The organism is Cryobacterium glaciale (genome assembly GCF_004402535.1).
GTDB lineage: Bacteria > Actinomycetota > Actinomycetes > Actinomycetales > Microbacteriaceae > Cryobacterium > Cryobacterium glaciale.
Genome location: NZ_SOEY01000007.1, coordinates 1 through 22682 on the forward strand (window position 1 = coordinate 1; position 22682 = coordinate 22682).

General features: G+C 67.0%; 22 protein-coding genes and 1 rRNA gene. 18 read left to right on the forward strand and 5 right to left on the reverse strand.

What is annotated here, in order from left to right; genetic code table 11:
* Window positions 1-81, forward strand: a 5S ribosomal RNA gene (rrf, locus tag E3O06_RS03855); the annotation flags it as partial.
* Window positions 82-323: 242 nt separating this feature from the next.
* Here the strand turns inward: rrf and E3O06_RS03860 are convergent.
* Genes E3O06_RS03860 through paaI form a run of 3 tightly spaced genes read right to left on the reverse strand, consistent with a single transcriptional unit; the run spans window position 324 to window position 2730 of the window.
* Window positions 324-923 carry a TetR/AcrR family transcriptional regulator gene (locus E3O06_RS03860; RefSeq protein WP_134501692.1) on the reverse strand — a complete coding sequence of 200 codons (600 nt, stop codon included), beginning with the start codon at window positions 921-923 and terminating at the stop codon, window positions 324-326.
* A 41-nt stretch (window positions 924-964) separates the two neighbouring features.
* Window positions 965-2284 carry a phenylacetate--CoA ligase PaaK gene (gene paaK, locus E3O06_RS03865; protein ID WP_134501693.1) on the reverse strand — a complete coding sequence of 440 codons (1320 nt, stop codon included), beginning with the start codon at window positions 2282-2284 and terminating at the stop codon, window positions 965-967.
* A 17-nt stretch (window positions 2285-2301) separates the two neighbouring features.
* The gene (gene paaI / locus E3O06_RS03870; RefSeq protein WP_134501694.1) at window positions 2302-2730 is read right to left on the reverse strand and encodes a hydroxyphenylacetyl-CoA thioesterase PaaI; all 429 of its coding nucleotides are present in this window, start codon (window positions 2728-2730) and stop codon (window positions 2302-2304) included.
* A 193-nt stretch (window positions 2731-2923) separates the two neighbouring features.
* On the opposite strand from paaI, the gene paaA reads away from it, so the two are divergent.
* Genes paaA through E3O06_RS03900 form a run of 6 tightly spaced genes read left to right on the forward strand, consistent with a single transcriptional unit; the run spans window position 2924 to window position 7613 of the window.
* Entirely contained in the window at window positions 2924-3910 is a 987-nt protein-coding gene (gene paaA, locus E3O06_RS03875; RefSeq protein WP_134501695.1) for a 1,2-phenylacetyl-CoA epoxidase subunit PaaA, read from the forward strand.
* Entirely contained in the window at window positions 3907-4212 is a 306-nt protein-coding gene (gene paaB, locus E3O06_RS03880) for a 1,2-phenylacetyl-CoA epoxidase subunit PaaB (protein WP_092106867.1), read from the forward strand. Before paaA ends, paaB begins: the two co-directional genes overlap by 4 nt.
* On the forward strand, window positions 4209-5081 hold the full coding sequence (gene paaC / locus E3O06_RS03885) for a 1,2-phenylacetyl-CoA epoxidase subunit PaaC (protein ID WP_134501696.1): 873 nt from the start codon (window positions 4209-4211) through the stop codon (window positions 5079-5081). The genes paaB and paaC overlap by 4 nt, the downstream gene beginning before the upstream one ends.
* Before the next feature lie 23 nt (window positions 5082-5104).
* Window positions 5105-5650, forward strand: coding sequence for a 1,2-phenylacetyl-CoA epoxidase subunit PaaD (gene paaD / locus E3O06_RS03890; protein WP_134501847.1), 546 nt, complete (start codon window positions 5105-5107; stop codon window positions 5648-5650).
* Entirely contained in the window at window positions 5650-6810 is a 1161-nt protein-coding gene (gene paaE, locus E3O06_RS03895; RefSeq protein ID WP_134501697.1) for a 1,2-phenylacetyl-CoA epoxidase subunit PaaE, read from the forward strand. Before paaD ends, paaE begins: the two co-directional genes overlap by 1 nt.
* Window positions 6811-6839: 29 nt before the next feature.
* On the forward strand, window positions 6840-7613 hold the full coding sequence (locus E3O06_RS03900; protein ID WP_134501698.1) for an enoyl-CoA hydratase/isomerase family protein: 774 nt from the start codon (window positions 6840-6842) through the stop codon (window positions 7611-7613).
* A gap of 18 nt (window positions 7614-7631) precedes the next feature.
* Here E3O06_RS03900 and E3O06_RS03905 read toward each other — a convergent pair whose 3' ends face one another.
* Window positions 7632-8582, reverse strand: a complete 951-nt coding sequence (locus E3O06_RS03905) for an EamA family transporter (protein WP_134501699.1) — start codon at window positions 8580-8582, stop codon at window positions 7632-7634.
* 176 nt (window positions 8583-8758) lie between these two features.
* On the opposite strand from E3O06_RS03905, the gene E3O06_RS03910 reads away from it, so the two are divergent.
* The 11 genes from E3O06_RS03910 to E3O06_RS03960 all read left to right on the forward strand — a co-directional run bounded on the left by E3O06_RS03910 (window position 8759) and on the right by E3O06_RS03960 (window position 21319).
* A complete protein-coding gene (locus tag E3O06_RS03910; protein WP_134501700.1) occupies window positions 8759-9385 on the forward strand; it encodes a hypothetical protein in 627 nt (208 codons plus the stop codon).
* Between the two features lie 101 nt (window positions 9386-9486).
* A complete protein-coding gene (locus E3O06_RS03915) occupies window positions 9487-10212 on the forward strand; it encodes a YcnI family copper-binding membrane protein (protein WP_134501701.1) in 726 nt (241 codons plus the stop codon).
* A gap of 4 nt (window positions 10213-10216) precedes the next feature.
* Complete coding sequence (locus E3O06_RS03920) at window positions 10217-10921, forward strand: copper resistance CopC family protein (protein ID WP_134501702.1); 705 nt, start codon at window positions 10217-10219, stop codon at window positions 10919-10921.
* A 130-nt stretch (window positions 10922-11051) separates the two neighbouring features.
* Entirely contained in the window at window positions 11052-13130 is a 2079-nt protein-coding gene (gene recQ / locus E3O06_RS03925; protein WP_420898864.1) for a DNA helicase RecQ, read from the forward strand.
* A 184-nt stretch (window positions 13131-13314) separates the two neighbouring features.
* Complete coding sequence (locus E3O06_RS03930; protein ID WP_134501703.1) at window positions 13315-15435, forward strand: acyl-CoA dehydrogenase family protein; 2121 nt, start codon at window positions 13315-13317, stop codon at window positions 15433-15435.
* A 148-nt stretch (window positions 15436-15583) separates the two neighbouring features.
* Window positions 15584-16516, forward strand: coding sequence for an ABC transporter ATP-binding protein (locus E3O06_RS03935; protein WP_134501704.1), 933 nt, complete (start codon window positions 15584-15586; stop codon window positions 16514-16516).
* Window positions 16513-17355, forward strand: coding sequence for an ABC transporter permease (locus E3O06_RS03940; protein ID WP_134501705.1), 843 nt, complete (start codon window positions 16513-16515; stop codon window positions 17353-17355). Before E3O06_RS03935 ends, E3O06_RS03940 begins: the two co-directional genes overlap by 4 nt.
* Before the next feature lie 16 nt (window positions 17356-17371).
* On the forward strand, window positions 17372-18613 hold the full coding sequence (locus E3O06_RS03945; protein ID WP_134501706.1) for a sensor histidine kinase: 1242 nt from the start codon (window positions 17372-17374) through the stop codon (window positions 18611-18613).
* 38 nt (window positions 18614-18651) lie between these two features.
* Entirely contained in the window at window positions 18652-19302 is a 651-nt protein-coding gene (locus tag E3O06_RS03950; protein WP_134501849.1) for a response regulator, read from the forward strand.
* 37 nt (window positions 19303-19339) lie between these two features.
* A complete protein-coding gene (pip, locus tag E3O06_RS03955; RefSeq protein WP_134501707.1) occupies window positions 19340-20323 on the forward strand; it encodes a prolyl aminopeptidase in 984 nt (327 codons plus the stop codon).
* Window positions 20324-20365: 42 nt separating this feature from the next.
* Complete coding sequence (locus E3O06_RS03960) at window positions 20366-21319, forward strand: glycosyltransferase family 2 protein (protein WP_134501708.1); 954 nt, start codon at window positions 20366-20368, stop codon at window positions 21317-21319.
* Here the strand turns inward: E3O06_RS03960 and E3O06_RS03965 are convergent.
* Window positions 21316-22668, reverse strand: a complete 1353-nt coding sequence (locus tag E3O06_RS03965; RefSeq protein ID WP_166788092.1) for an oligosaccharide flippase family protein — start codon at window positions 22666-22668, stop codon at window positions 21316-21318. The genes E3O06_RS03960 and E3O06_RS03965 overlap by 4 nt on opposite strands.
* Window positions 22669-22682: the final 14 nt, after the last annotated feature.

The window sequence follows — 22682 nt, forward strand, 5'->3', positions numbered from 1 at the left end:
ATTCCGAACCCGGAAGCTAAGACTCTCAGCGCCGATGGTACTGCAGGGGGGACCCTGTGGGAGAGTAGGACACCGCCGGACTTAACTTGAAACACCAGAAAGGCCACCCTCACGGGTGGCCTTTCTGCGTTAACGGCCACCCGCAAGGGTGGCCTTTTTTGCGTTAACCCCCACCGTCGTTGCTCCAAATTTCGACAAGCCCAGTCAGGCGGGAGCGCGCACTCCCGCTGGTCGAGGAGCGCGCATGCTTTTCGCGCGCGTCTCGAGACCGGTCACTTGGCCTCGAGACGCCGGCGGGCCGGCTCCTCGAACAACGAGGTCGGTCAGCGGCGGCGCAGGCCGTCCAGGGCTACGGCGAGCACGTCGTCGGCGAGCTGCGCGGCATCCTCTGGCCCCTCGGGGCGATACCACTCGGCGATGGAGTTGACCATGCCGAAGAGCAGGCGAGTCGCGACCCGGGGGTCGATGTCACTGCGCAACGAACCCTCATCACGTGCCTCGATAACCAGGGCGGAGACGGCGCGGTCGAAGGCGCGGCGGCGGGTCAGCGCCAGACGCTCGACGTCGGTGTTGCCGCGCACACGCAGGAGCAGGGTCACGTAGGGCAAGCGTGAGGTGAGAACCTGCACGGCCCCGCGGAGCACATAGGCCAGGCGGTCGATCGCGCTGCCCGTCACGGCACCGGACTCGAGCAACACGCCCTCCAGGCCGTTGAGGGCCTCGTCGAGGGCGAGCTGGAGAACTTCATCCTTGGATGTGAAGTGGTGGTAGATCGCCGCCTTCGAAAGCGCCAGACGTGCCGCAAGCACTCCCATGGATGTGGCGTCGTAGCCGAATTCATTGAACGCGGTCACGGCGATCTCGAGGATGGCCCGCTGGTCATAGCCGGGGCGTCCGCGTTTGGGAATGTGTACATCAGACATAGTTCTTGAGTCTCTCACGCGGGCGACCCGGCGACGACCGGTTAGCGCAGGTCGTAGACGCGTTTGTGCTTGCCGGTGCTGCGCTCGAGGGTGCCCGGTTCGACGATGAGCACATTGACGCTGGAGCCGATCCGGTCCTTGATCAGGTCGATGAGCAGTGCGCGAGCGACTGCTGAGGCCGCATCGTCGGAGTGCTCGTGTCGCTCGATGCGCACGGTGAGCTCGTCCATGCGCGACGGCCGGGTCAGTTCGAGCACGAAATGGGGGGAGAGGTGCTCGATGCCGAGCACGATCTCTTCGATCTGGGTCGGGAATAGGTTGACCCCACGCAAAATGATCATGTCGTCATTGCGACCGGTGATCTTCTCCATGCGGCGCATGCCGGGGCGTGCGGTGCCGGGAAGCAGGCGGGTCAGGTCGCGGGTGCGATAGCGGATGACCGGAAAGGCCTCCTTGGTGAGCGAGGTGAAGACGAGTTCACCGGTTTCGCCATCGGGCAGGGTGACGCCGGTGTCGCCGTTGATGATCTCGGGCAGAAAGTGGTCCTCCCAGAGATGTGGGCCGTCTTTCGACTCGATACACTCGTTGCCGACACCGGGGCCCATGACCTCGCTCAGGCCGTAGATGTCGAGGGCGTCGAAGTCGAGCCGGTCTTCAAGTTCGAGGCGCATCTGGTTGGTCCACGGCTCTGCTCCGAGCACTCCGGCTTTGAGACTCGAGCGGCGCGGGTCGATGCCGGCAGCGACCATGGCGTCGGTGATCGTCAGCAGGTAGCTCGGCGTTGACAGAATGACATCGGGCTCGAAGTCGGTGATCATCTGCACCTGCTTGTTGGTCTGGCCGCCCGACATGGGGATGGCGCAGGCGCCGAGCGCTTCGATTCCGGCGTGGGCACCGAGGCCCCCGGTGAACAGACCATAGCCGTAGGCGTTGTGAACTTTCATTCCGGGGCGCACGCCCGAAGCGCGCAGGCTTCGGGCCACCAGCCCGGACCACATGGCAAGGTCATTCTTGGTGTATCCGACCACGGTCGGAAGTCCGGTGGTGCCCGAGGACGTGTGGATGCGAGCGACCTGGTCCATCGGCACCGCGAACATGCCGAACGGGTAGGAGACCCGCAGGTCTTCCTTGGTGGTGAACGGCAGCAGCGCCACGTCTTCGAGGGTACGAATGTCGTCGGGGTGCACGCCGGCCGCATCGAATTTACGCGTATAGAGAGGGACGTTCTTGTAGGCGTGCCGCACGGTGTGCTGCAGGCGCCTGAGCTGCAGCGCTCGGATCTCGTCGCGGGACATCCGCTCGGCCGCGTCGAGCTCTTCGAGCGCTGGTGCGTGCAGACGGGTCTTGGTCAGCGTTGACATGAGGCCTTCCGGAAGGGTTAGAGATGGTTGCGGGCAGGGACGGGCAAATTGGTGGTGCGGCTGTGGCCCCGAAATTCGGCCACGGTGACATCGTCATCCACCGTGACGCGCACGTCGTAGATGCCGCTGCGGCCGCTCTTCACGCGCAACAGTGCGGTGGCGGTGAGGTTCTGACCGCTCGTGGTCGGCTTCAGAAAGGTGATGTCGGCGCCGGCGGCGAGGGTGACGTGGTGCGAATCATTGCAGGCAATCGCGAAAGCCGTATCGGCGAGGGCGAAGATGAACCCGCCGTGGGTCACATCGAAACCGTTGAGCATGTCGTCGCGCACGACCATGGAAACGACCGCGTGTCCCGGCTCGTTCCGGTGCACGATCATTCCGAGAGAAGCGGATGCCCGGTCGCGCTGCATCATGGCCTGGCTGCCGACGGGCAATGCTTCGGTCATTCAGATCTCCTCGTTGAGTTGCCGTGCGCGGTCGGGGTTGCCCGACCGATAATGTGACTATATACTAACTGAACGATCGGTCGGTAATAGATTTCGAATCCGTGCGCGAAATTGCCGACTTGCATCACCCTAGCGCCGCCCGCTTGTGCACGATAAAGATCCGACCACCACAGTCAACGCAGACCAGGAGCCGATGATGACAAGCACCATCACGCCCGATACGAGCGCAACCGCCGTTATCAGCGTCGAAGAGCAGCAGTTCAACGACTTGATCGAAGCGGACTCGCGCATTGAACCGCGCGACTGGATGCCCGAGGGATACCGTAAGTCGCTCGTGCGCCAGATTTCTCAGCACGCACACTCCGAGATCATCGGCATGCAGCCAGAGTCGAACTGGATCACGCGCGCCCCGAGTCTCAAGCGCAAGGCCATTCTCATCGCCAAGGTGCAGGACGAAGCCGGCCACGGCCTCTATCTCTATTCCGCCGCGCAAACCCTCGGCGCCACCCGCGACGACATGACGGATGCCCTCATCGCCGGCAAGGCCCGGTACTCCTCGATCTTCAACTACCCGACCCCGAGCTGGGCCGACATGGGCTCGATCGGCTGGCTCGTCGACGGCGCCGCCATCTGCAACCAGGTACCGCTCTGCCGCGCCTCCTACGGTCCCTACGGCCGCGCGATGGTGCGCATCTGCAAGGAAGAGTCCTTCCACCAGCGTCAGGGCTTCGAGATTCTGCTCGAGCTGATGGCCGGTACCGAGGAGCAGCGCCAGATGGCGCAGGACTCGGTCAACCGTTGGTACTGGCCCGCGCTCATGATGTTCGGCCCGCCCGACGACGACTCGCCCAACTCGGCGCAGTCCATGGCCTGGAAGATCAAGCGCCACTCCAACGACGAACTGCGCCAGCGCTTCGTGAACATGCTCGTTCCGCAAGCGGCCGTGCTCGGCGTCACCCTGCCCGACCCTGACCTGCACTTCAACGAGGAAACCCAGCAGTGGGATCTCGGCGAGATCGACTGGACCGAGTTTCACGAGGTGCTCGCCGGTCGCGGCCCGAACAACGCCCAGCGTCTGCAGCGTCGACGCGACGCCCACGAGGACGGCCGATGGGTGCGCGAAGCCGCCTCAGCCTATGCACGCAAACAGTCCGAACGATCTGAAATGGCAGCCTCATGACCACTCCCGGCGATTCCGCAGCTGAAATCTGGCCCCTCTGGGAGGTCTTCGTGCGCTCCAACCGCGGTCTCAGCCACGTGCACGTCGGCTCCCTGCACGCCCCCGACGAAACCCTCGCGGTGCGCAACGCCCGTGACCTGTATACCCGCCGCAGTGAGGGCGTCTCGGTCTGGGTCGTCCCCGCCGCCGCCATCACCACGAGTGACCCCGACGCCAAGGGCGCCTTCTTCGAATCGCCCGCCGGCAAGAACTACCGCCATGCGAGCTACTACTCCAAGAGCGAGGGCGTGAAGCACTTATGAGCAACTCCACTGTGAACAGTGACAGCGCCGAAGCGGATGCCCCCGCCGCTACCCCCGAAGACGCTCACGGCCACGTCGCGGTCGACGTCACCACCCTCGACGCCGAACTCATCGAGGGCCCGTCCTTCGCCACACCCGACGTGGCGGAGTATGCGCTGTGGCTCGGCGACGACTCGCTCATCCTCGCCCAGCAGCTCGGCGCCTGGATCTCCCGCGCACCCGAGCTCGAGGAAGACGTCGCCCTCGGCAACGTCGCCCTCGATCTGATCGGGCACGCCCGGTCCCTGCTGCACTACGCCGGCACCGCGTCGGACCGTACGGAGGACGACCTCGCCTACTGGCGCACCGAGCCCGATTTTCGCTCGCTGCACCTTGTCGAGCAGCCCAACGGTGACTTCGCCCACACGATCGCGCGCCAGTTCATCGTGGCCCACTACCTGTTCGAGCTGTATAGCCGGCTGCGGGCATCCGCTGATGCGACGCTCGCTGCGATCGCCGCCAAAGCGGTGAAGGAGGTCGACTACCACCGCGACCACTCCACCCAGTGGGTGCTGCGCCTCGCGCAGGGCACCGACGAATCGCGTCGTCGCATGATCACCGCATTCTCCGACCTGTGGCCGTACGTTGAAGAGGTCTTTCGCGACGATCCGCTCATCGACCGGCTCGAAGGAATCGCGGTTCGCCCGTCGAGTCTGCTCCCAGCCTTCGACGCTGCCATCGCACCGGTGCTCGCCGAGGCCGAACTCGAGGTCCCCTGCGGATTCGTCGCTTCCGGCGGCGGCCGCACCGGCAAGCACTCTGAGCATCTCGCTTTTCTCCTCGCCGAGATGCAGGTGCTCACCCGCGCGCACCCCGGAGCGTCCTGGTGACCATCGCGGACCGCACTTCTGAGATGCGTGAGGCCGTCGCCCGGCCGCGCCCCGCCGACGCCGCGTCGCTCGCCGCCTGGGCGATCGCGGCGCAGGTCGTCGACCCCGAGATCCCGGTCCTCACGATCGAAGACCTCGGTGTGCTGCGCTCGGTGAAAGTGACCGACGACGCCGTCGGTACCCATACAGTCGCCGTCACGCTCACCCCGACCTACAGCGGATGCCCCGCGATGGATGCCATGCGTGACGACGTTCTCGAGGCGCTCACGAGCGCCGGGTACGAGAACGTGTCGGTTCGGCTCGTGCTCAGCCCGGCCTGGACCACCGACTGGATGAGCGAGATCGGCAAGAACAAACTCCGCGAATACGGCATCGCCGCCCCCACCGGGCATTCGACCGTGCGGGGCTCCGGCCCGGCCGGTCCGATCCGCCTGGCCATGGCCGTGAAGTGCCCGCGCTGTTCCTCGCTCAACACCCGCGAGCTCGCGCACTTCGGTTCCACTTCCTGCAAGTCCCTCTACGAATGCCGAGACTGCCTCGAGCCGTTCGACTACTTCAAGGTGCTCTAATGGCTGCAACACGTCTCGAATCCACCGTCCAGGGTGGCACCACGCTGGCACCGGTCAAGCACCGGGCACGCTTCCACACCCTGACGGTGGCCGAAGTGCGCCAGCTCACCGCCGACAGCGTCGAGGTCACCTTCACCGTTCCTCCCAAACTGCAGGGCGCGTTCGACTACCTGCCCGGCCAGCACCTCGCCCTGCGCGCCACCATCGACGGCCAGGAGCTGCGCCGCAGCTACTCGATCTGCCGGCCGGCTGGCGCTAAAACCAGCACAGGCGGTTCAATCAGTGTCGCCATCAAGCGCGACCTCGGCGGCGCCTTCTCCACCTGGGCCAACAGCGAGCTGCACCCCGGCGACGAAATCGACGTGATGAGCCCGCAGGGCAGCTTCACCTCGGCGCTGAAGGACCTCGACCACAAGCACGTCGTTGGCGTTGCTGCCGGCTCGGGAATCACCCCGCTCATGGCCCTGGCACACACCGTGCTCGCTGCCTCCGAGACCTCAATGTTCACCCTCGTTTACACCAACCGCACGGCGCTCGACGTGATGTTCCTCGACGAACTCGCCGAGCTCAAGGACCGTTACCCGGCCCGTCTCGCGCTCTACCACGTGCTCTCCCGCGAGCAGCGCTCTTCCTCCTTGCTCTCCGGCCGCATCGACGAAGAGAAGTTTCGGCGCATGCTCGACACGATCCTGCGGCCGGCCACGGTCGATGAATGGTTCCTCTGCGGCCCGTTCGAACTCGTGCAGCTCTGCCGCGACACCCTCGAAAGCACCGGGGTGGAACGCTCCCACGTGCGCTTCGAGCTGTTCACCACCGGTGAGCCCTCGGCGGCGAGCGGCGATCGCGGCCGGCCCGTCATCATCGGCCAGGGCGACAAGACCTTCCAGATCGAATTCACGCTCGACGGCCAGAGCAACACGGTCACCACCCCGGTCAATGCGAACGAGAGCATCCTCAACGCCGCCCTGCGGGTTCGCCCCGACGTGCCGTTCGCGTGTGCCGGCGGCGTGTGCGGAACCTGCCGCGCCAAACTGGTCAGCGGTGACGTCACGATGACCGAGAACTACGCGCTCGAGCCCGAAGAACTCGCCCGCGGGTACGTGCTGACCTGTCAGTCCCACCCGACCACCGACACCGTCGTCGTCGACTATGACGTCTAACTCGTCAAGTACTCAAGAAAGCGGATGCCGTGATTGACCTCTCGATAGACAACGACGTCGCCCACGTGGTGCTGAACGCACCCGACAAGCTCAACGCCCTCGATGAGGCCGCAATCGTTGAACTCGACGCGGCCTACCAGACCGCCGAGCGGGCCGGTGTGCGCGCGTTGGTGCTGAGCGGCGAGGGCCGGGCGTTCTGCGCCGGCCGGGACATCTCCGCGGTCGATCCGCGCACCGACGACGTGCTCGGCTACCTCGGCGACCTCGTCACCCCGCTGCTGCAGCGGATGAGCCGGTTCCCGGCGCCGACCTTCGCCGCCGCCCACGGAGCCTGCCTCGGAGTGGGGCTCGGCCTGCTCATCGCCACCGACGTGGTTTACGTCGCCGACACCGCCAAGATCGGGTCGCCGTTTGCGAACCTCGGCGCCACCCTGGATTCGGGCGGGCATGCCCTGTTCGTGGAACGGCTGGGAGCGCACCGCACCCTCGACCTGATCTACAGCGGGCGGCTCATGTCTGGGGCTGAAGCCGTCGCCGGTGGCTTGTTCAGCCAGGTTTTTCCGGCCGCGGAACTGACCGACCTGACCGTGCAGGCGGCCGCGCGCGCGGCATCCGGAGCAACGCAGGCTTTTCTCGCGAGCAAGGCGCTCGTGCACTCGCTGCGCGACGAACGACTCGGCCTCTGGCAGAGCATGAGCGACGAGACCGCAGCCCAGGCAGCGCTCTGCGCCACCGGCGACTACCGCGAGGGCTTCGCCGCGTTCCAGGAGAAGCGCAAACCCACTTTCACTGGCCGCGCCTGACCGGACATGACGCCCTGTTCAGGCGATCGCGAGCATTCCGGCCGCGGCGAGGGCGAGCGCGAGCCCGAGCCACTGCACCGGTGCGATGCGTTCCTTGAGCACGACGGCGGCGAGCAGTATCGTGCCGGCCGGGTACATGGCCGTGAGCACGCTGACCACGCTCAGGTCGCCGAGACGCAGCCCGAGAAGCAGCAGAAAGTTGGCGCTCACGTCGATCACGCCGCAGGCGACAGCCAACTTCAGGCCGGTTCGGAGGGCCGAGCGGTCGGTGAAGGTGCGCGGCAGGTGTGACCTGCGCGCGGCATCCGCTGGAACCGAGGTGAAGCCGGACCCGATTAGCGCCGGCACGGCAGCCACGGCACGCCTTCGGTGCAGCGTGCGCAGGGCGATCAGCCCGACGACGGCGAACATGATGCTGCCGTTGACTGCACGGTTCATGACGAGCGGAACCAGCCCGCTGTCGGACGGAGTCTGGTCGATCAGAATCATGAAGGCGCCGATCATGGTGCCGGAGCCGATCGCCATGAAAATGCCCAGCAGACGCGGTCGAACGGCGCCGCGTTCCGGTACGAATCCGACCAGCACGACCGCGACCAGGGCCAGGCCGAGCGCCCAGTAGCCGATGGGCAGAAACCGCTCCCCGCCGAGCAGTCCGGCGGTCATCGGCACGATCGCTGAGACCACCGCGGTCAACGGCGAGAGGATGCTCATGGGTCCGATCGCGAGGCAGGCGTACAGCAACGAGATGGCCAGGGCCCCGGTGATCCCGGAGAGAGCGCCCCAGATCACGGCCGATGCCGACCAATCACCAGCGACGAAGGGCAGCCCGAGCAGCAAGACCACCAGCCCGGAGGTCGCCGCGACGGCCGTCACGAGCACGGCGCTGATGCGCTTGGCGGCGAGTCCGCCCAAAAAGTCTGCGGAGCCGAAAATCACGGCCCCGGTGAGTCCAAAGAACGCGGTCAGCATAGGCCATCAGCCTAGCGCTGCCCAGCGCACCCCTGCTGTCGCTCGCAGCGACCGGGTAATTACCGCAGCAGACTTTCCTTAGCCCATTCCGATCACACCACGACGACCGCTACGGTGCAGCGCCACTCTTTTGCAGGGTCGGTCAGTTACTCTGGGATGAGCCGGAGGGGGGCGTCATGCACACACGCTGGGCCCGCTTTGCCCGCGGCTGGATCGTTGCCGCGTTCTCGACCTTCGTCGCGGCACTGTCGCACACTCTCGGTGGCGCCTCGGCGCCCGGCCTGCTGGCAGTCGTCGTGTCGCTCGCCTTCGCCGGAATGGTCTGCGTGGCTCTCTCGGGCCGCACTCTGTCATTCTGGCGCGGTGCCACTTCGGTACTGATCAGCCAGTTCATCTTTCACGGTCTGTTCTCCGTGGGGGCACCGGGCGGCGCGCTCGGCGCCGAGGCCATTGCCGCGTCGGGGACCCACCAGCATGCGGCACTGCCCAGCCTGATCGACCCGATGGTTACGAGTTCGACCGCGCATGCAGCGCATAATGGCACGGTCATGTGGCTCGCCCACTTCGGCGCCGCGATCGTCACGATTCTCGCGCTGCGGTACGCGGAACGTGCGTTCTGGGGCCTCGTCGAGAACGTTCGCCTGGGCATCCGCACGCTGTTGATACCCGCCCAGCTCCTCGTGCCGGTCGCGGTTCCGCAGCGCATCGGGCACGAGGCGCCGGTGGTGACGCCGCGCGATCTCATTCTGGTGCTGTCCGCCCTGCGGCATCGTGGGCCGCCCGCTTTCGCGCTCGCCGCCTGACCCACAAACCAGACCGTTTTCCCGCCCGCACCGAACGAGTAGCAGAGGCTTCGCCCTGCACCGGTCGGTTGTGTCGGATACCCCACAGTTTAAGGACGATCATGAAGTTCACGACCCCCCTCATTGCCACCTCCGCCCTCGCTACGGGAGTGTTGCTTGCCCTCGCGGCGCCGCTCGCGGCCAGCGCTCACGTCTCCGTCACCCCCGACGCAACGGGGGCCGGGGCGTCCACCGTGCTCACGTTTTCGACCGCACACGGCTGCGAATGCTCGTCGACGACGACGATGACCATTGATATTCCCGAGAGCATCACGAGCGTCTCCCCGACCGTCAATCCGGGCTGGACCGTCGAGAAAGTCGCTGTCGACCTCGCCACGCCGATCGACGACGGCCACGGCAACGAGATCACGACCCGGGTCGGCCAGATCACCTATTCAGCCACGACCCCGCTTCCCGACGGGTTTCGCGACACGTTCGCGCTGAGCCTGCAGCTCCCCGCAGACGCCGAGGGCGAGACTCTCGAATTCCCCGTGCTGCAGACCTGCGAGATGGGCGAAACCAACTGGAACGAGACCACGGTCGACGGTGAAGACGAACCGGCGCTCCCCGCTCCGTTCGTCACGGTCACCGCCGCCACCGGCGATGCCCACGGACACAACGACGCCGGCGCCGAAACGGTCGCCACGCACGATGACGCAGCGGCCGTAACGGCCACATCCGCCTCCGCCGACGACGTGCTCGCCCGCGTTCTCGGTGCCGGCGGACTCGTCGTCGGCGCCGTCGGCATCGTGCTGGCCGTCACCGCCCGCCGCAAGCAGTCGGCCTAGCGGTATGCGCGGCAACACGACGTCTCGCGGCGCACTCGGCACTTCGGATGGCCTGATGGCCGGCCGGGTAGCTGGCCGTGCGAGCAAATCGGCCGCCCCGACGGCTCGCCGAGCGGCCAGGGCCGTTTTCGCGGTCATCGTCGTTGCCGCGGCCCTCGGCTGGAGCGCGGCCCCGGCATCCGCGCACAATTACGTCGTCGGCTCGTCGCCGTCCGCCGACGCGGTCGTGACCGAGCAGCCCGGCGTGTTCTCGGTCACCACCAACGACCAGCTGCTCGACCTGGGCGGAACCGGCTCGGGCAGCGCGATGGTCGTCACCGGGCCGGCCAGCGCGCCGTTGTTCTACGGTGACGGTTGCGCAACTGTCGCCGGCTTCACGGTCGAGACCGCAGCGCAGCTCGGCGCAGCCGGGGAGTACACGGTGATCTGGCAGACTGTCTCCACCGACGGCCACGCGATCTCCGACGAATTCCGTTTCGACTGGCAACCGGCCGCCGGCCAGACGCTCTCCGACGGTGCAACTGCTGCTCCGACCTGCAGCGCTGAAACGGATGTCGCGACCACGGATACCGCCCCCTCGCCCCCCGCAGACCCCTCGGTCGCCGGCAGCTCCCTCTCGACCGTCGCCTGGATCGGAGGAACCCTGGGCGCCGTGCTCCTCGCGGTCACCGTGACCCTGCTCCTTCTTCGCAGCAAGCCCCGCCCCTAACCTCGCCCCTTCCTCTCTCGAAAGCGGGAAAATCGTTGCCTCAGCACCCGCGAAGCAACAATTTTCGCGCTTTCGCGGAGCTGGCGAGGTACGGGGGAACGTGTCAGGGGGCCCGGGTAAAGTTGTGCAGGTGAGTTGGAACGCTGAGCTGCCCTGGAACCCCGACAACGTTGAACCACCCCGCGACCTTGACGGACCGAGCGACTTCGACGGTCCGAGCGATTTTGATGCCCCCGACGACCACGACGCACCGCCGCCGGAGTTCGACCGCGAGTTCGGTGATCGTCACGTGAGCGGCGGGCGGCAGCCGGCCTATTCGGGCGCAGCATCCGCTTCACGCCAACCGGCCGCTCGCGCCATCGCTCCGGTGCGCGCGGCAACCCGCAAGTTCACGACCGCGGCCGAAGCCCTGCACACCGTGTTCGGTTACGACTCCTTCCGCGGCGACCAGGCCGAGATCATCGCGCAGGTCGTCGACGGCAAGGATGCCGTGGTACTCATGCCCACCGGCGGCGGCAAGAGCCTGTGCTACCAGATTCCGGCGCTCGTGCGGCCCGGCACCGGCATCGTCGTCTCGCCGCTCATCGCCCTCATGCAAGACCAGGTCGATGCGCTGACCGCCGTCGGCGTCCGCGCCGAGTTCCTCAACTCCAGCCAGGATTCCGCCACCCGCAGCCAGGTTGAACGCGACTACCTAAACGGCGACCTCGACCTGCTCTACGTCGCCCCCGAGCGACTCTCCAACGAGGCCACCAAGCGGCTGCTCGAGCGCGGAACCATCGCCCTGTTCGCCATCGACGAAGCCCACTGCGTCTCGCAGTGGGGGCACGACTTTCGCCCGGACTACCTCGCGCTCAGCGAACTCGCCGATCGCTGGCCCGACGTGCCGCGCATCGCCCTCACCGCGACGGCCACGGATGCCACACACCAGGAGATCACGACCCGCCTGCAGATGGGTGACGCCAAGCATTTCGTGGCGAGCTTCGACCGGCCCAACATCCAGTACCGCATCGTCGGCAAGGCCGAGGTGCGTAAGCAGCTGCTGTCGTTCCTGAAGACCGAGCACCCCGGCGACGCCGGAATCGTCTACGCGCTGAGCCGCAAAACCGTCGACCAGACCGCCGAATTTCTGCGCGCGAACGGCGTGAACGCGCTGCCGTACCACGCGGGCCTCGATGCGGGGCTGCGCGCCCGCACCCAGAGTCGGTTCCTCCGCGAGGAAGGCGTCGTCATCGTCGCCACGATCGCCTTTGGCATGGGGATTGACAAGCCCGACGTGCGCTTCGTCGCCCACATCGACCTGCCCAAATCGGTCGAGGGCTACTACCAGGAGACCGGCCGTGCCGGCCGCGACGGCGCCCCGGCCACGGCTTGGCTGGCCTACGGCCTGCAAGACGTGGTGCAGCAGCGGCGCATGATCGACGAGTCACCCGGCGACCTCGGCCACCGGCGCAAGCTCTCCGCCCACCTCGACGCCATGCTCGCCCTGTGCGAGACGGTGCACTGTCGCCGGGTCAACCTGCTGCGCTACTTCGGCCAGACCAGCGAACCCTGCGGCAACTGCGACACCTGCCTCGAACCGCCCGAAGCCTGGGACGGCACCATCCCCGCCCAGAAACTGCTCTCCACCATCGTGCGCCTGCACCGCGAACGTAACCAGAAATTCGGTGCCGGCCACCTCATCGACATCCTCCGGGGCAAGGAGACCCCCAGGGCCACCCAGTACCGGCACACCGAGCTCAGCACCTGGGGTCTTGGCGCCGACCTCAGCGACCAGTCCTGGCGCGGCGTCGTGCGCCAGATGCTGGCCCAGGGCCTGCTCGCCACCTCCGGCGAATACGGCACCCTCGTGCTGACGGATGCCGCGGCGGAAGTTCTCGGCGGCCGCCGCGACGTGCAGTTGCGGCGTGAACCCGACCGCCCAGCACGGTCGGGTGCCGCCCGCCGCCCGAGCGCGGCGAAGGTCGCGGCCGCCGACCTCAGCACCGCGCAAGAGACCCTGTTCGAGGCGCTGCGCGTCTGGCGGTCCGCCGAGTCGAAAAAACAGGGAGTGCCCGCCTACATCGTTTTCGGCGACGCAACCCTCATCGCCGTCGCCGCGGCGGGCCCGACAACCCTCGCCGCCCTCGACGGCATCACCGGCATCGGCGCCAAGAAGCTCGAGGCCTACGGAGAAGCCCTGCTCGAGGTCGTCGCCGCCTCAGCCTGATTGCACCAGCGCGCTGTTTGTGGGGGAGCGCAGGTCTGCAGTGCTCTGAGTTGTGTGTAACATACAAAACAGATGCCGTGGGCGGCATATATCGTTGTCGCCCCCGTACCGCGCGTTTCGCGACCGCGACCACGCGGTCCTAACGTTGCGATCACCACTTTCGCGCGAACAGTTAGGACCAACCATGGTTGACACGGCCCAGCGCTCCAGCCCCCGATCGACGACGATCGACCCCAGCCTCGATGTCAGCGTCGACACCGGCCCCATCAAGGCCATCGGCGACGAGTCCGCCCCCGCGGTCAACGTTGAAGCGCTCGGACGCCAGTTGCTCGGCACCTGGGCCGACGTGCGCCTCGCCGCCCGTGAAGTCACCGCCCGCCCCGAGATGCAACGCATCGAGGGTCTCTCGATGGCCGACCACCGCCTGCGCGTGCTCGAGCAGCTCAAGGTCCTCGCCGCCAACGGCCACGTGCTGCGCGCATTCCCCAAACACCTCGGCGGGCACGACGACCACGGCGGAAACATCGCCGGCTTCGAAGAGCTCGTCATCGCCGACCCGAGCCTGCAGATCAAGGGCGGCGTACAGTGGGGCTTGTTCGGCGCCGCCGTGCTGCACCTCGGCACCAAGAGCCACCACGACAAGTACCTGCCCGGCATCATGGACCTCTCCGTTCCCGGAGCGTTCGCCATGACCGAGATCGGCCACGGCTCCGACGTCGCCAGCATCGGCACCACCGCCACCTTCGACGCCGAAACCGGCGAGTTCGTCATTAACACCCCCTTCCGCGCCGCCTGGAAGGACTACCTCGGCAACGCCGCGAAAGACGGCATCGCCGCAGTGCTGTTCGCGCAGCTCATCACCCAGGGCGTGAACCACGGCGTGCACGCCTTCTACCTGCCCATTCGGGGTACCGACGGCGACTTCCTGCCCGGTATCGGCGGCGAAGACGACGGCCTCAAGGGCGGCCTCAACGGCATCGACAACGGCCGGTTGCACTTCACGAACGTGCGCATTCCGCGCGAGAACCTGCTCAACCGGTACGGCGACGTCGCCGAAGACGGCACCTACACGAGCCCGATTTCCAGCCCCGGCCGCCGCTTCTTCACGATGCTCGGCACCCTGGTGCAGGGCCGCGTGTCCCTCGACGGGGCCGCCACCGCGGCATCCGCTCTCGCCCTGACCATCGCCATCACCTACGGCAGCCAGCGCCGCCAGTTCACCGCCGGCAGCGACACCGACGAAGAGGTCATCCTCGACTACCAGCGGCACCAGCGCCGCCTGTTCCCGCGCCTCGCCACGACCTACGCGCAGACCTTCGCGCACGATGAGTTCCTGGTGAAGTTCGATGAGGTATTCAGCGGCAAGGCCGACACCGACGACGACCGGCAAGACCTCGAAACCCTCGCCGCAGCGCTCAAGCCGCTCTCCACCTGGCACGCGCTCGACACCCTGCAGGAAGCCCGCGAAGCCTGCGGCGGCGCCGGATTCCTCGCCGAGAACCGCCTCGTTGGCCTGCGCGCGGACCTCGACATCTTCGCGACCTTCGAGGGCGACAACAACGTACTCCTCCAGCTCGTCGCCAAGCGCCTGCTCACCGATTACAGCCGCAAGTTCGCCACAGCGGATGCCGGCGCCCTCGCCCGCTACGTCGTGCAGCACGCGGCGGGTCGCGCGTACCACGGCACCGGACTGCGCACCCTCGGGCAGACGGTCTTCGACCGCGGCTCCACAGCCCGTTCGGTCGGCGCCCTCCGCGATGCCGACGTGCAGCGTGAGCTGCTCACCGATCGGGTCGAGAGCATGATCGCGGAGGTCGCCGGCAAGTTGCGTGGCGCCACCAAGCTGCCCAGAAAGCAGGCCGCCGACCTGTTCAACGCGCACCAGAACGAACTCATCGAAGCGGCCCGCGCCCATGGCGAATTGCTGCAGTGGGAGTCGTTCACGCGGGCACTCGATGCCACAACGGATGCCGGTACCAAACAGGTCCTCACCTGGCTGCGCGACCTGTTCGGCCTCGGACTGGTCGAGAAGAACCTGGCCTGGTACCTCATCCACGGTCGGCTTTCCGCCCAGCGCGCCCAGGCCGTCACGGCCTACATCGACCGGCTGATCGCGCGCATCCGTCCGCACGCCCTCGATCTCGTCGATGCGTTCGGCTACTCGCAAGCCCATCTGCGGGCCACGATCGCGAGCGGCATCGAACGCGAGCGCCAGACCGAAGCCCGCAACTACTACGCCGGCCAGCGTGCGTCCGGCGCCGCGCCCGCCGCCGAGAAGCCGGCGGCGAAGCCGGTCAGGAAGTAGCTCGCAGACGTCGTACTCAGGTACGACACCGGTGGCGCACAACCATCCCCATGGTTGATGCGCCACAAGGCAGATATTCCGTACCGTTTGATATGGGGGCTTCACAGCACGACACGGGGGCCTCACCCACTAGCGGAATGAGGCAGTCGTGATCCAGGCACAGTCCCTGACCAAGCACTACGGAAGCAAGACCGCGGTCGACGCGGTCGACTTCACGGTACAGCCAGGCAAGGTCACCGGTTTTCTCGGGCCGAACGGCGCGGGCAAGTCCACCACGATGCGCATGATCGTCGGCCTGGATCGCCCCAGCGCGGGTTCGGTCCGTGTCAACGGCAAGCCGTACCACGAGCACAAGGCGCCGCTGCGTGAGGTCGGCGTGCTGCTCGACGCCAAGGCCGTGCACACCGGCCGCAGCGCCTACAACCATCTGCGCGCCATGGCTGCAACCCACAGCATCCCCACCAGCCGGGTGCACGAGGTCATCAACCTCACCGGCCTCGAGTCCGTCGCTCGCAAGCGCGTCGGCGGATTCTCCCTCGGCATGGGCCAGCGCCTCGGCATCGCTGCGGCGCTGCTCGGCGACCCGGCCACCCTCATCCTCGACGAGCCGGTCAACGGTCTCGATCCAGAGGGCGTGCAGTGGGTGCGCAAGCTCACCAGGCAGCTCGCGGCCGAGGGCCGCACCGTGCTGCTCTCCTCGCACTTGATGAGCGAGATGGCACTCACCGCCGACCACATCATCGTGCTCGGACGCGGCCGAGTGATAGCGGATGCCTCGGTCGCCGACATCATCGCCTCGGCGGCGCAGAACACGGTTCGCGTACGCACCCCGCACACCGCGGCCCTGGCCAGCCTGCTCGCGCAGGCCGATGTCACCATCACCAACCTGGAGCAGGACGTGCTCGAGATCAGCGGCCTGACCGTGAACGAGATCGGTGACCGCGCCGCAGCCGCGCAGATCTCGCTGCACGAGCTCACGGCGGTGAGCGCCTCACTCGAGGACGCCTACATGAAACTGACCCAGAACGAAGTGGAGTATCGCACCGGCGATACCCACACCGAAGCGGGGGTCGCTCGATGAGCACCCAGACCCACCAGACGCAGCCGGCCACAGCCCGCGCATCCTTCGTACCGACCGGTTCAGGGCTCAGCTTCACCGGCCTGCTCCACTCCGAATCGATCAAGCTGTGGAGCCTGCGCTCGACCTACTGGACCTTCTCCCTCGTCGTCGTCGCCTCGCTCGGCATCGCGGTGCTCATGGCGTTCGCCATGTCCTCCGGGTTCGATTCCGCCGGTGGCGCCATGGGCATCGACCATGCGCAGTTATACGTCATGGTCGCCACGTCGGGGTTGAGCCTTGGCCAGCTGATCGTCGCCGTCCTCGGCGTGCTCTCGATCAGCGGGGAGTACTCGAGCGGCATGATCAAATCGACGCTCACCGCGGTGCCCAACCGTCTGCCCGCACTCTGGGCCAAGGTCTGCGTGCTGTTCGGGTTCACCTTCGTGGTGGGCCTGTTCAGCGTTGTCGGCGCGTTCCTCGTCGCCACGCCCATCCTGGGAGCCAACGACGTGACCGCGAACCTGTTCGGCGATGGAGTGATCCTGCCGCTGCTCGGCAACGCGCTGTTCCTCGCGCTCATCGCGGTGTTCGCCATCGGTATCGGAACGATTGTGCGCAGCAGCGCCGGCGGAATCGCCACGGTGCTCGGAATCATCCTCCTGCTGCCGACGGTAGTGGCCCTGTTCTCGCTGCTCGTCGAGTGGGTTGCCGACATCGTGCCGTTCATGTTCACCGTGGCCGGCTCAGAGATGATCACCCCGAACACCATGGAATCCTGGCAGGCCTTCCTGGTCGTACTCGTCTGGGTCGTTGTGAGCCTCGGTACGGCTGCGCTGCTGCTCAAGCGCCGCGACGCCTGACCCGTACCATCGAAGAATGAGTCGTAACAGTTCTCCCCCCGGGCGCGCACTGTCGCCGGGGGGAGAACTGCGTCTGCCGACTCCGCCCGGCATCGTACGGCGGTTCTGGACCAGGCATCCGCACCTGGCCGACGCGCTGATCGCGGCGATCTACGCCGTGCCGACGGCGCTCACCCTCGTCAGCAACCTGATGGATTCCGTACCAGCACCGCTCGCCGACGTTCTTCTGAACGCCGCCATAGCGTTGCTCCTGGCCGTGGCACTGTTCCTTCGCCGACGGCTGCCGCGGCTCGTTTTGGCCGTGACCTGGATCGGCCTGCTCACCTTTGCCGACTACGGCGAGGTGCACCTGATCGCCCAGCTGCTCGCGCTTTACGCGGTCGCAGTGTACTCCGACGTTCGCAGCGCCTGGATCGGGTTCGGTACCTCGACGCTCCTTGCGGGTCTGGCCGCGTGGCTGACTGACGACCCCGCCGAGGTGCCCTGGATCCCGGTGGCCATTCAGGTGGTGATCATGATGCTCGCCGCCACCCTGGTCGGCATCAATATGGGCAACAGCAAGCGTTACGTGGCCTCGTTGCTCGACCTGGCGGCGCAACTCACCCGGGAACGGGACCAGCAGGCGCAACTCTCGCGCATTTCCGAGCGGACGCGGATCGCCGGTGAAATGCACGACGTCGTCGCGCACAGTCTGTCCGTCATGGTGGCCCTCGCCGATGGCGCCCGTGCCATCGCCCCCAAAGACGTGGAGCGATCCCGTGCGGCGATGCTCGACGTCGCTGTCACCGGGCGTCGCTCGATGACCGAGATGCGGCGCCTGCTCGGGGTGCTCGATGTCGGCTCCGAGCCGGCCCCGCGCGCGCCGCAGCCGGGCATCGATCAACTCGCCGACCTGGTCGAATCCTTTCGCTCGACCGGGCTTCCGGTCGTGTTGGAACGAAGCGGGCGTGAACCGGCCAACCCGAGCGTGCAGCTGACTATCTTTCGGTTGGTGCAGGAGTCGCTTACCAACGTGTTGCGCTACGCCGATACGCCGACCCGGGTCGTGGTGCGCCTGAACTCGGCCATCGGAATGGCCGAGGTCACGGTCAGCGACAATGGCCGGCAGCGCAGCGAGCCGGGCGCTCGGAGTTTCGGTCGTGGCCTGATCGGCATGCAGGAACGGGTGGCCATTTATGGTGGCACCTTCGAAGCCGGCGCAGGACTCCACGACGGCTGGCGGGTGCACGCCTCGATGACCTATGAGGATGAGACGTGACGCTAGCCGAGACCCCGCAACCCGATCCGATCCGCATCATGCTCGCCGACGACCAGGCGCTGCTGCGCGTGGGATTTCGCATGGTGCTCGAAGCCGAAGACGACTTCCGCGTCGTGGCCGAAGCGACCGACGGCGCGCAGGCGATCGCGCTCGCCGCGAGCGTGCGCCCACAGGTCATCCTGATGGACGTGCGCATGCCGGGGCTCGATGGCATCGAGGCCACCCGGCAAATCATGGCGGCCCAGCCGAACACCCGCATCATCATCCTGACTACCTTCGACCTGGACGAGTACGCGTTCGGCGGGTTGCGTGCCGGGGCGAGCGGCTTCCTGCTCAAGAACGCCGAACCGGGGGAGCTGATCACCGCGATCCGTACCGTGGTCTCGGGGGAGGCATCCGTTTCACCACGCGTCACTCGACGCCTACTCGACTTGTTCGGAACCAAATTGCCCGGGGCCGCCGCGCACGACGAGGGCGCCGACACGGCCCTCGCGGCGCTCACCGACCGTGAGACCGAGGTCTTCCTCGCGATCGCCGAGGGGCTCTCCAACACCGAATTGGCCGAACGGTTCTTTCTGTCCGAATCGACGGTCAAAACTCACATCGGTCGTATCCTGCACAAGCTCGGCCTGCGCGACCGGGTGCAGGCGGTCATCCTGGCCTATGAGCAAGGACTGGTCGGCCGCTGATCCCGGGCCTCCCACCCGAGGGGCATAGGCTCGAAGAATGCGTACCTTCTACCCCGAGCTCGAACCCTACGAAACCGGCATGCTCGATGTCGGCGACAACCAGACCATCTACTGGGAAGCCTCCGGCAATCCAGACGGTAAGCCGGCGGTGTACCTGCACGGCGGCCCGGGCGGCGCATCCGGCCCCGACCAGCGTCGCGTGTTCGACCCGGCGAAGTACCGCATCATCCTGTTCGACCAGCGCGGTTGCGGTCTGAGTACACCGCACGCGAGCGAGCCAGACGTCGACCTGAGCGTCAACACCACCTGGACCCTCGTGGCCGACCTGGAAAAGCTGCGTGAGCACCTGGGCATCGACCGCTGGCTGGTCTGCGGCGGATCCTGGGGCAGCACCCTCGCCCTTGCCTATGCCGAGACCCACCCCGAGAAGGTCACCGAACTCGTCGTGCGCGGCATCTTCACGCTGCGCCCGGTCGAACTCGACTGGTTCTATGAGGGCGGCGCCGCCGCCATCTATCCCGACCTGTGGGAGTCGTTCCTGGCCCCCGTTCCCGAAAATGAACGCGGGCACCTGATCGAGGCCTACGGCCGTTTGCTGCACGATCCCGACCAGTTCGTGCGGGAACGCGCCGGCGTGGCCTGGGCGACCTGGGAATCGTCGACGATCACGCTGCTGCAGGAGCCCGACAAGATCGCGCACTTCTCGGATCCGGCATTCGCGGTGGCCTTCGCCCGCATCGAGAACCACTTCTTCGCCAACAAGGGCTGGTTCACGCCGAACCAGCTCATCGACGACGCCGCCCGCCTCGCCGACATTCCCGGCGTCATCGTGCAGGGCCGCTACGACATGTGCACCCCGGCCTTCACGGCCTGGGACCTGCACAAGAGCTGGCCGGAAGCCGAATTCCACCTGATTCCCGACGCCGGCCACGCTTTCGACCAGCCCGGCATCCTCGATGCCATCATCGAGGCGACCGACCGCTTCGCGGGGCAAAGCTCTGAGAACAGCGCAGTGCGCTGAGAAGTTGTCAGGTATTCCTGACAGATCTGCAATACTGACCGCATGACCGACACGATCTTCGCCTCCCTCGCCGTCGTGGTGGTGAACTTCGGGTCGGCTGCACTGCTCGAAGAGAACCTGCAACCGCTGTCCCGATCGGCGCCGGGCCTCTCGGTCGTCGTCGTAGACAACTTTACCGATGCGGCCGAGCAGGTCAGGGTGAGTGCGCTGTCCGACCGGGAGGGCTGGCAGCACGTGCTGTCGCCGACCAACCTCGGTTTTGGCGGTGGCATGAACCTCGGCGTCGCGCGCGCGCAGCAGAGCGGCCGCAGGCACTTTCTGCTGTTGAATCCGGATGCCGCCATCAATGCCGACCAGGTCGCCCGCCTGCTCGAGGTGGTCAGCAGGCATCCGCTCACCCTGGTCTCGCCGCGCATCCTGCGGCCGGACGGCACGGTGTGGTTCGACGGCAGCGACCTGTACCTCGACGACGGCCGGGTGCGTGCGACTCGCAGGCGAGCGGACCACCCGGGCGTGCGCACCACTCCGTGGCTGAGCGGGGCCTGCCTGCTGGTCAGTGACGAGCTCTGGCGCCGGGCCGGCGGGTTCAGCGATGACTATTTTCTGTACTGGGAAGACGTCGAGCTATCGCACCGGGTGCTGCAGGCCGGGGGAACCGTGGCGGTCTGCGCCGACGCGCAGGCGACCCACGCGCAGGGCGGCACCCAGGGCGCCGGCCAGCACTCCGCCGGCCAGGCCAAGTCGTACTCGTACTATTACTACAACGTCCGCAACCGCCTGGTCTACGCGGCCCGCAACCTCGACGCCATCGACCGTCGGCGCTGGCGTCGCCGCAGCGTGCAGGCGGCCTGGGAGGTCATCGCCCGCGGCGGCCGCCGTCAGCTGCTGACCTCGCTGCGGCCGCTGATCGCTGCGGCTCGGGGGCTGCGTGACGGCCTCGCCTACCGGCCGGTTCCCGAGGCCAGGCCCACCGCGGAACCGACCCGCACGATCTAGCGCTTGCGTCGCCGGGTGAACCGTTTGGCGTACTCGCGCAGGGTCACGAAGTCCAGCCGCCGCACGCCGTAGAACTTCAGCGGGTTGATGCCGAACTTGCGGTAGAGGAACAGCAGATTCAGGTTGCTCGAGATCAGGTTGCCGGCCAGCGTCGCCAGTGCCGCGCCCATCGCCCCGAGCAGTGGTGCCAACACGATCAACATGGCAATGTTCACGAGGCAGGCGATCAGCAATGACATGCTGCGCAGGCCCGGACGGCCGCGCGCGCTCAGACCGGAACCGCCGATCGACCCGGGGGTGCCGAGCACCACCGCGGCGAGCAGAACGGCGGCCACCGGCAGCGCTGGCCGAAAATCCTCCCCGAACAGGAACGGCAGCCACCACAGCATGGTGATGCCCAGGAACAGGGCGGCCAGGCCGCTCAGCAGTGTGCTGATGCGGGCGGACGACGCGAGGCGCGCGTCGACAGAATCGGCGGCATCCGTCACGAAGGTCACGTCACGCACGGCCTGGTTGATGATCAGTGGAAGCTCGCTCACGCTCACCGCTACCACGTACAGCCCGAGCTGATAGGTGCCGGCGAAGGGCGTCATGAGCACCTGGTCGAGCCGCGACAGCAGGATTCCCGACAGCGAACCCACCCAGATTCGCAGGCCGTAGCTCAGGAGCCCTGCCGTGCGCGCCTCCCGCGGAACGTCGAAGGCGCGCGGGTCGAGGGTGCGCATGCGCCCGATATACACGAACAGCCCGGTCACCGGCATCGCCGCCACGGCGATCGTCGCCACGAGCGGCGTCAGGGTCCCGGTGAGCCAGAACGGAATCAGCACGGCGAGCCGCAACGACGAGGTGACGATCCGTTCCAGCGCCACCAGCCGCCAGCTTTGGGTAGCGGATGCCACCCCACGGAACACGCCGACCAGCAGGTTGGGCACGATGGCGAGGCAGGCCACCAGGATGAGCTGCTGCACCGTGGGGTCGCCACCACTGAGCCAGGCCGCTGACAGGGCGACAGCGCCCATGGCGAGCAGCCCGGCGACAACAATGATGAGCATGCCCCGGTTCGAGGCGTTGCGGGCCAGAGCGGGGTTGCGGGCGATCGCCCAGGTGACGGCTTCCGGAACACCGAAAGTCGCGACGGTGACCACGAGGGCGAGTGGTGCGGTGGCGGCGGCCACCGCACCACGACCGTCGACCCCGAGGGCCTGGGCCAGGATTGGCCCGGAAAACAGCGCGACCAGCGGGGGGAAAGCGTTTCCGATCAGCGCAATCGTCATATTGCGCGATACGGAATTCGGAGCGGGCGCCCGGGTGGCGACCGGGGCGATGATCGGCTTGACGGGCCGTGGCATCGGCCCGCGGGGCC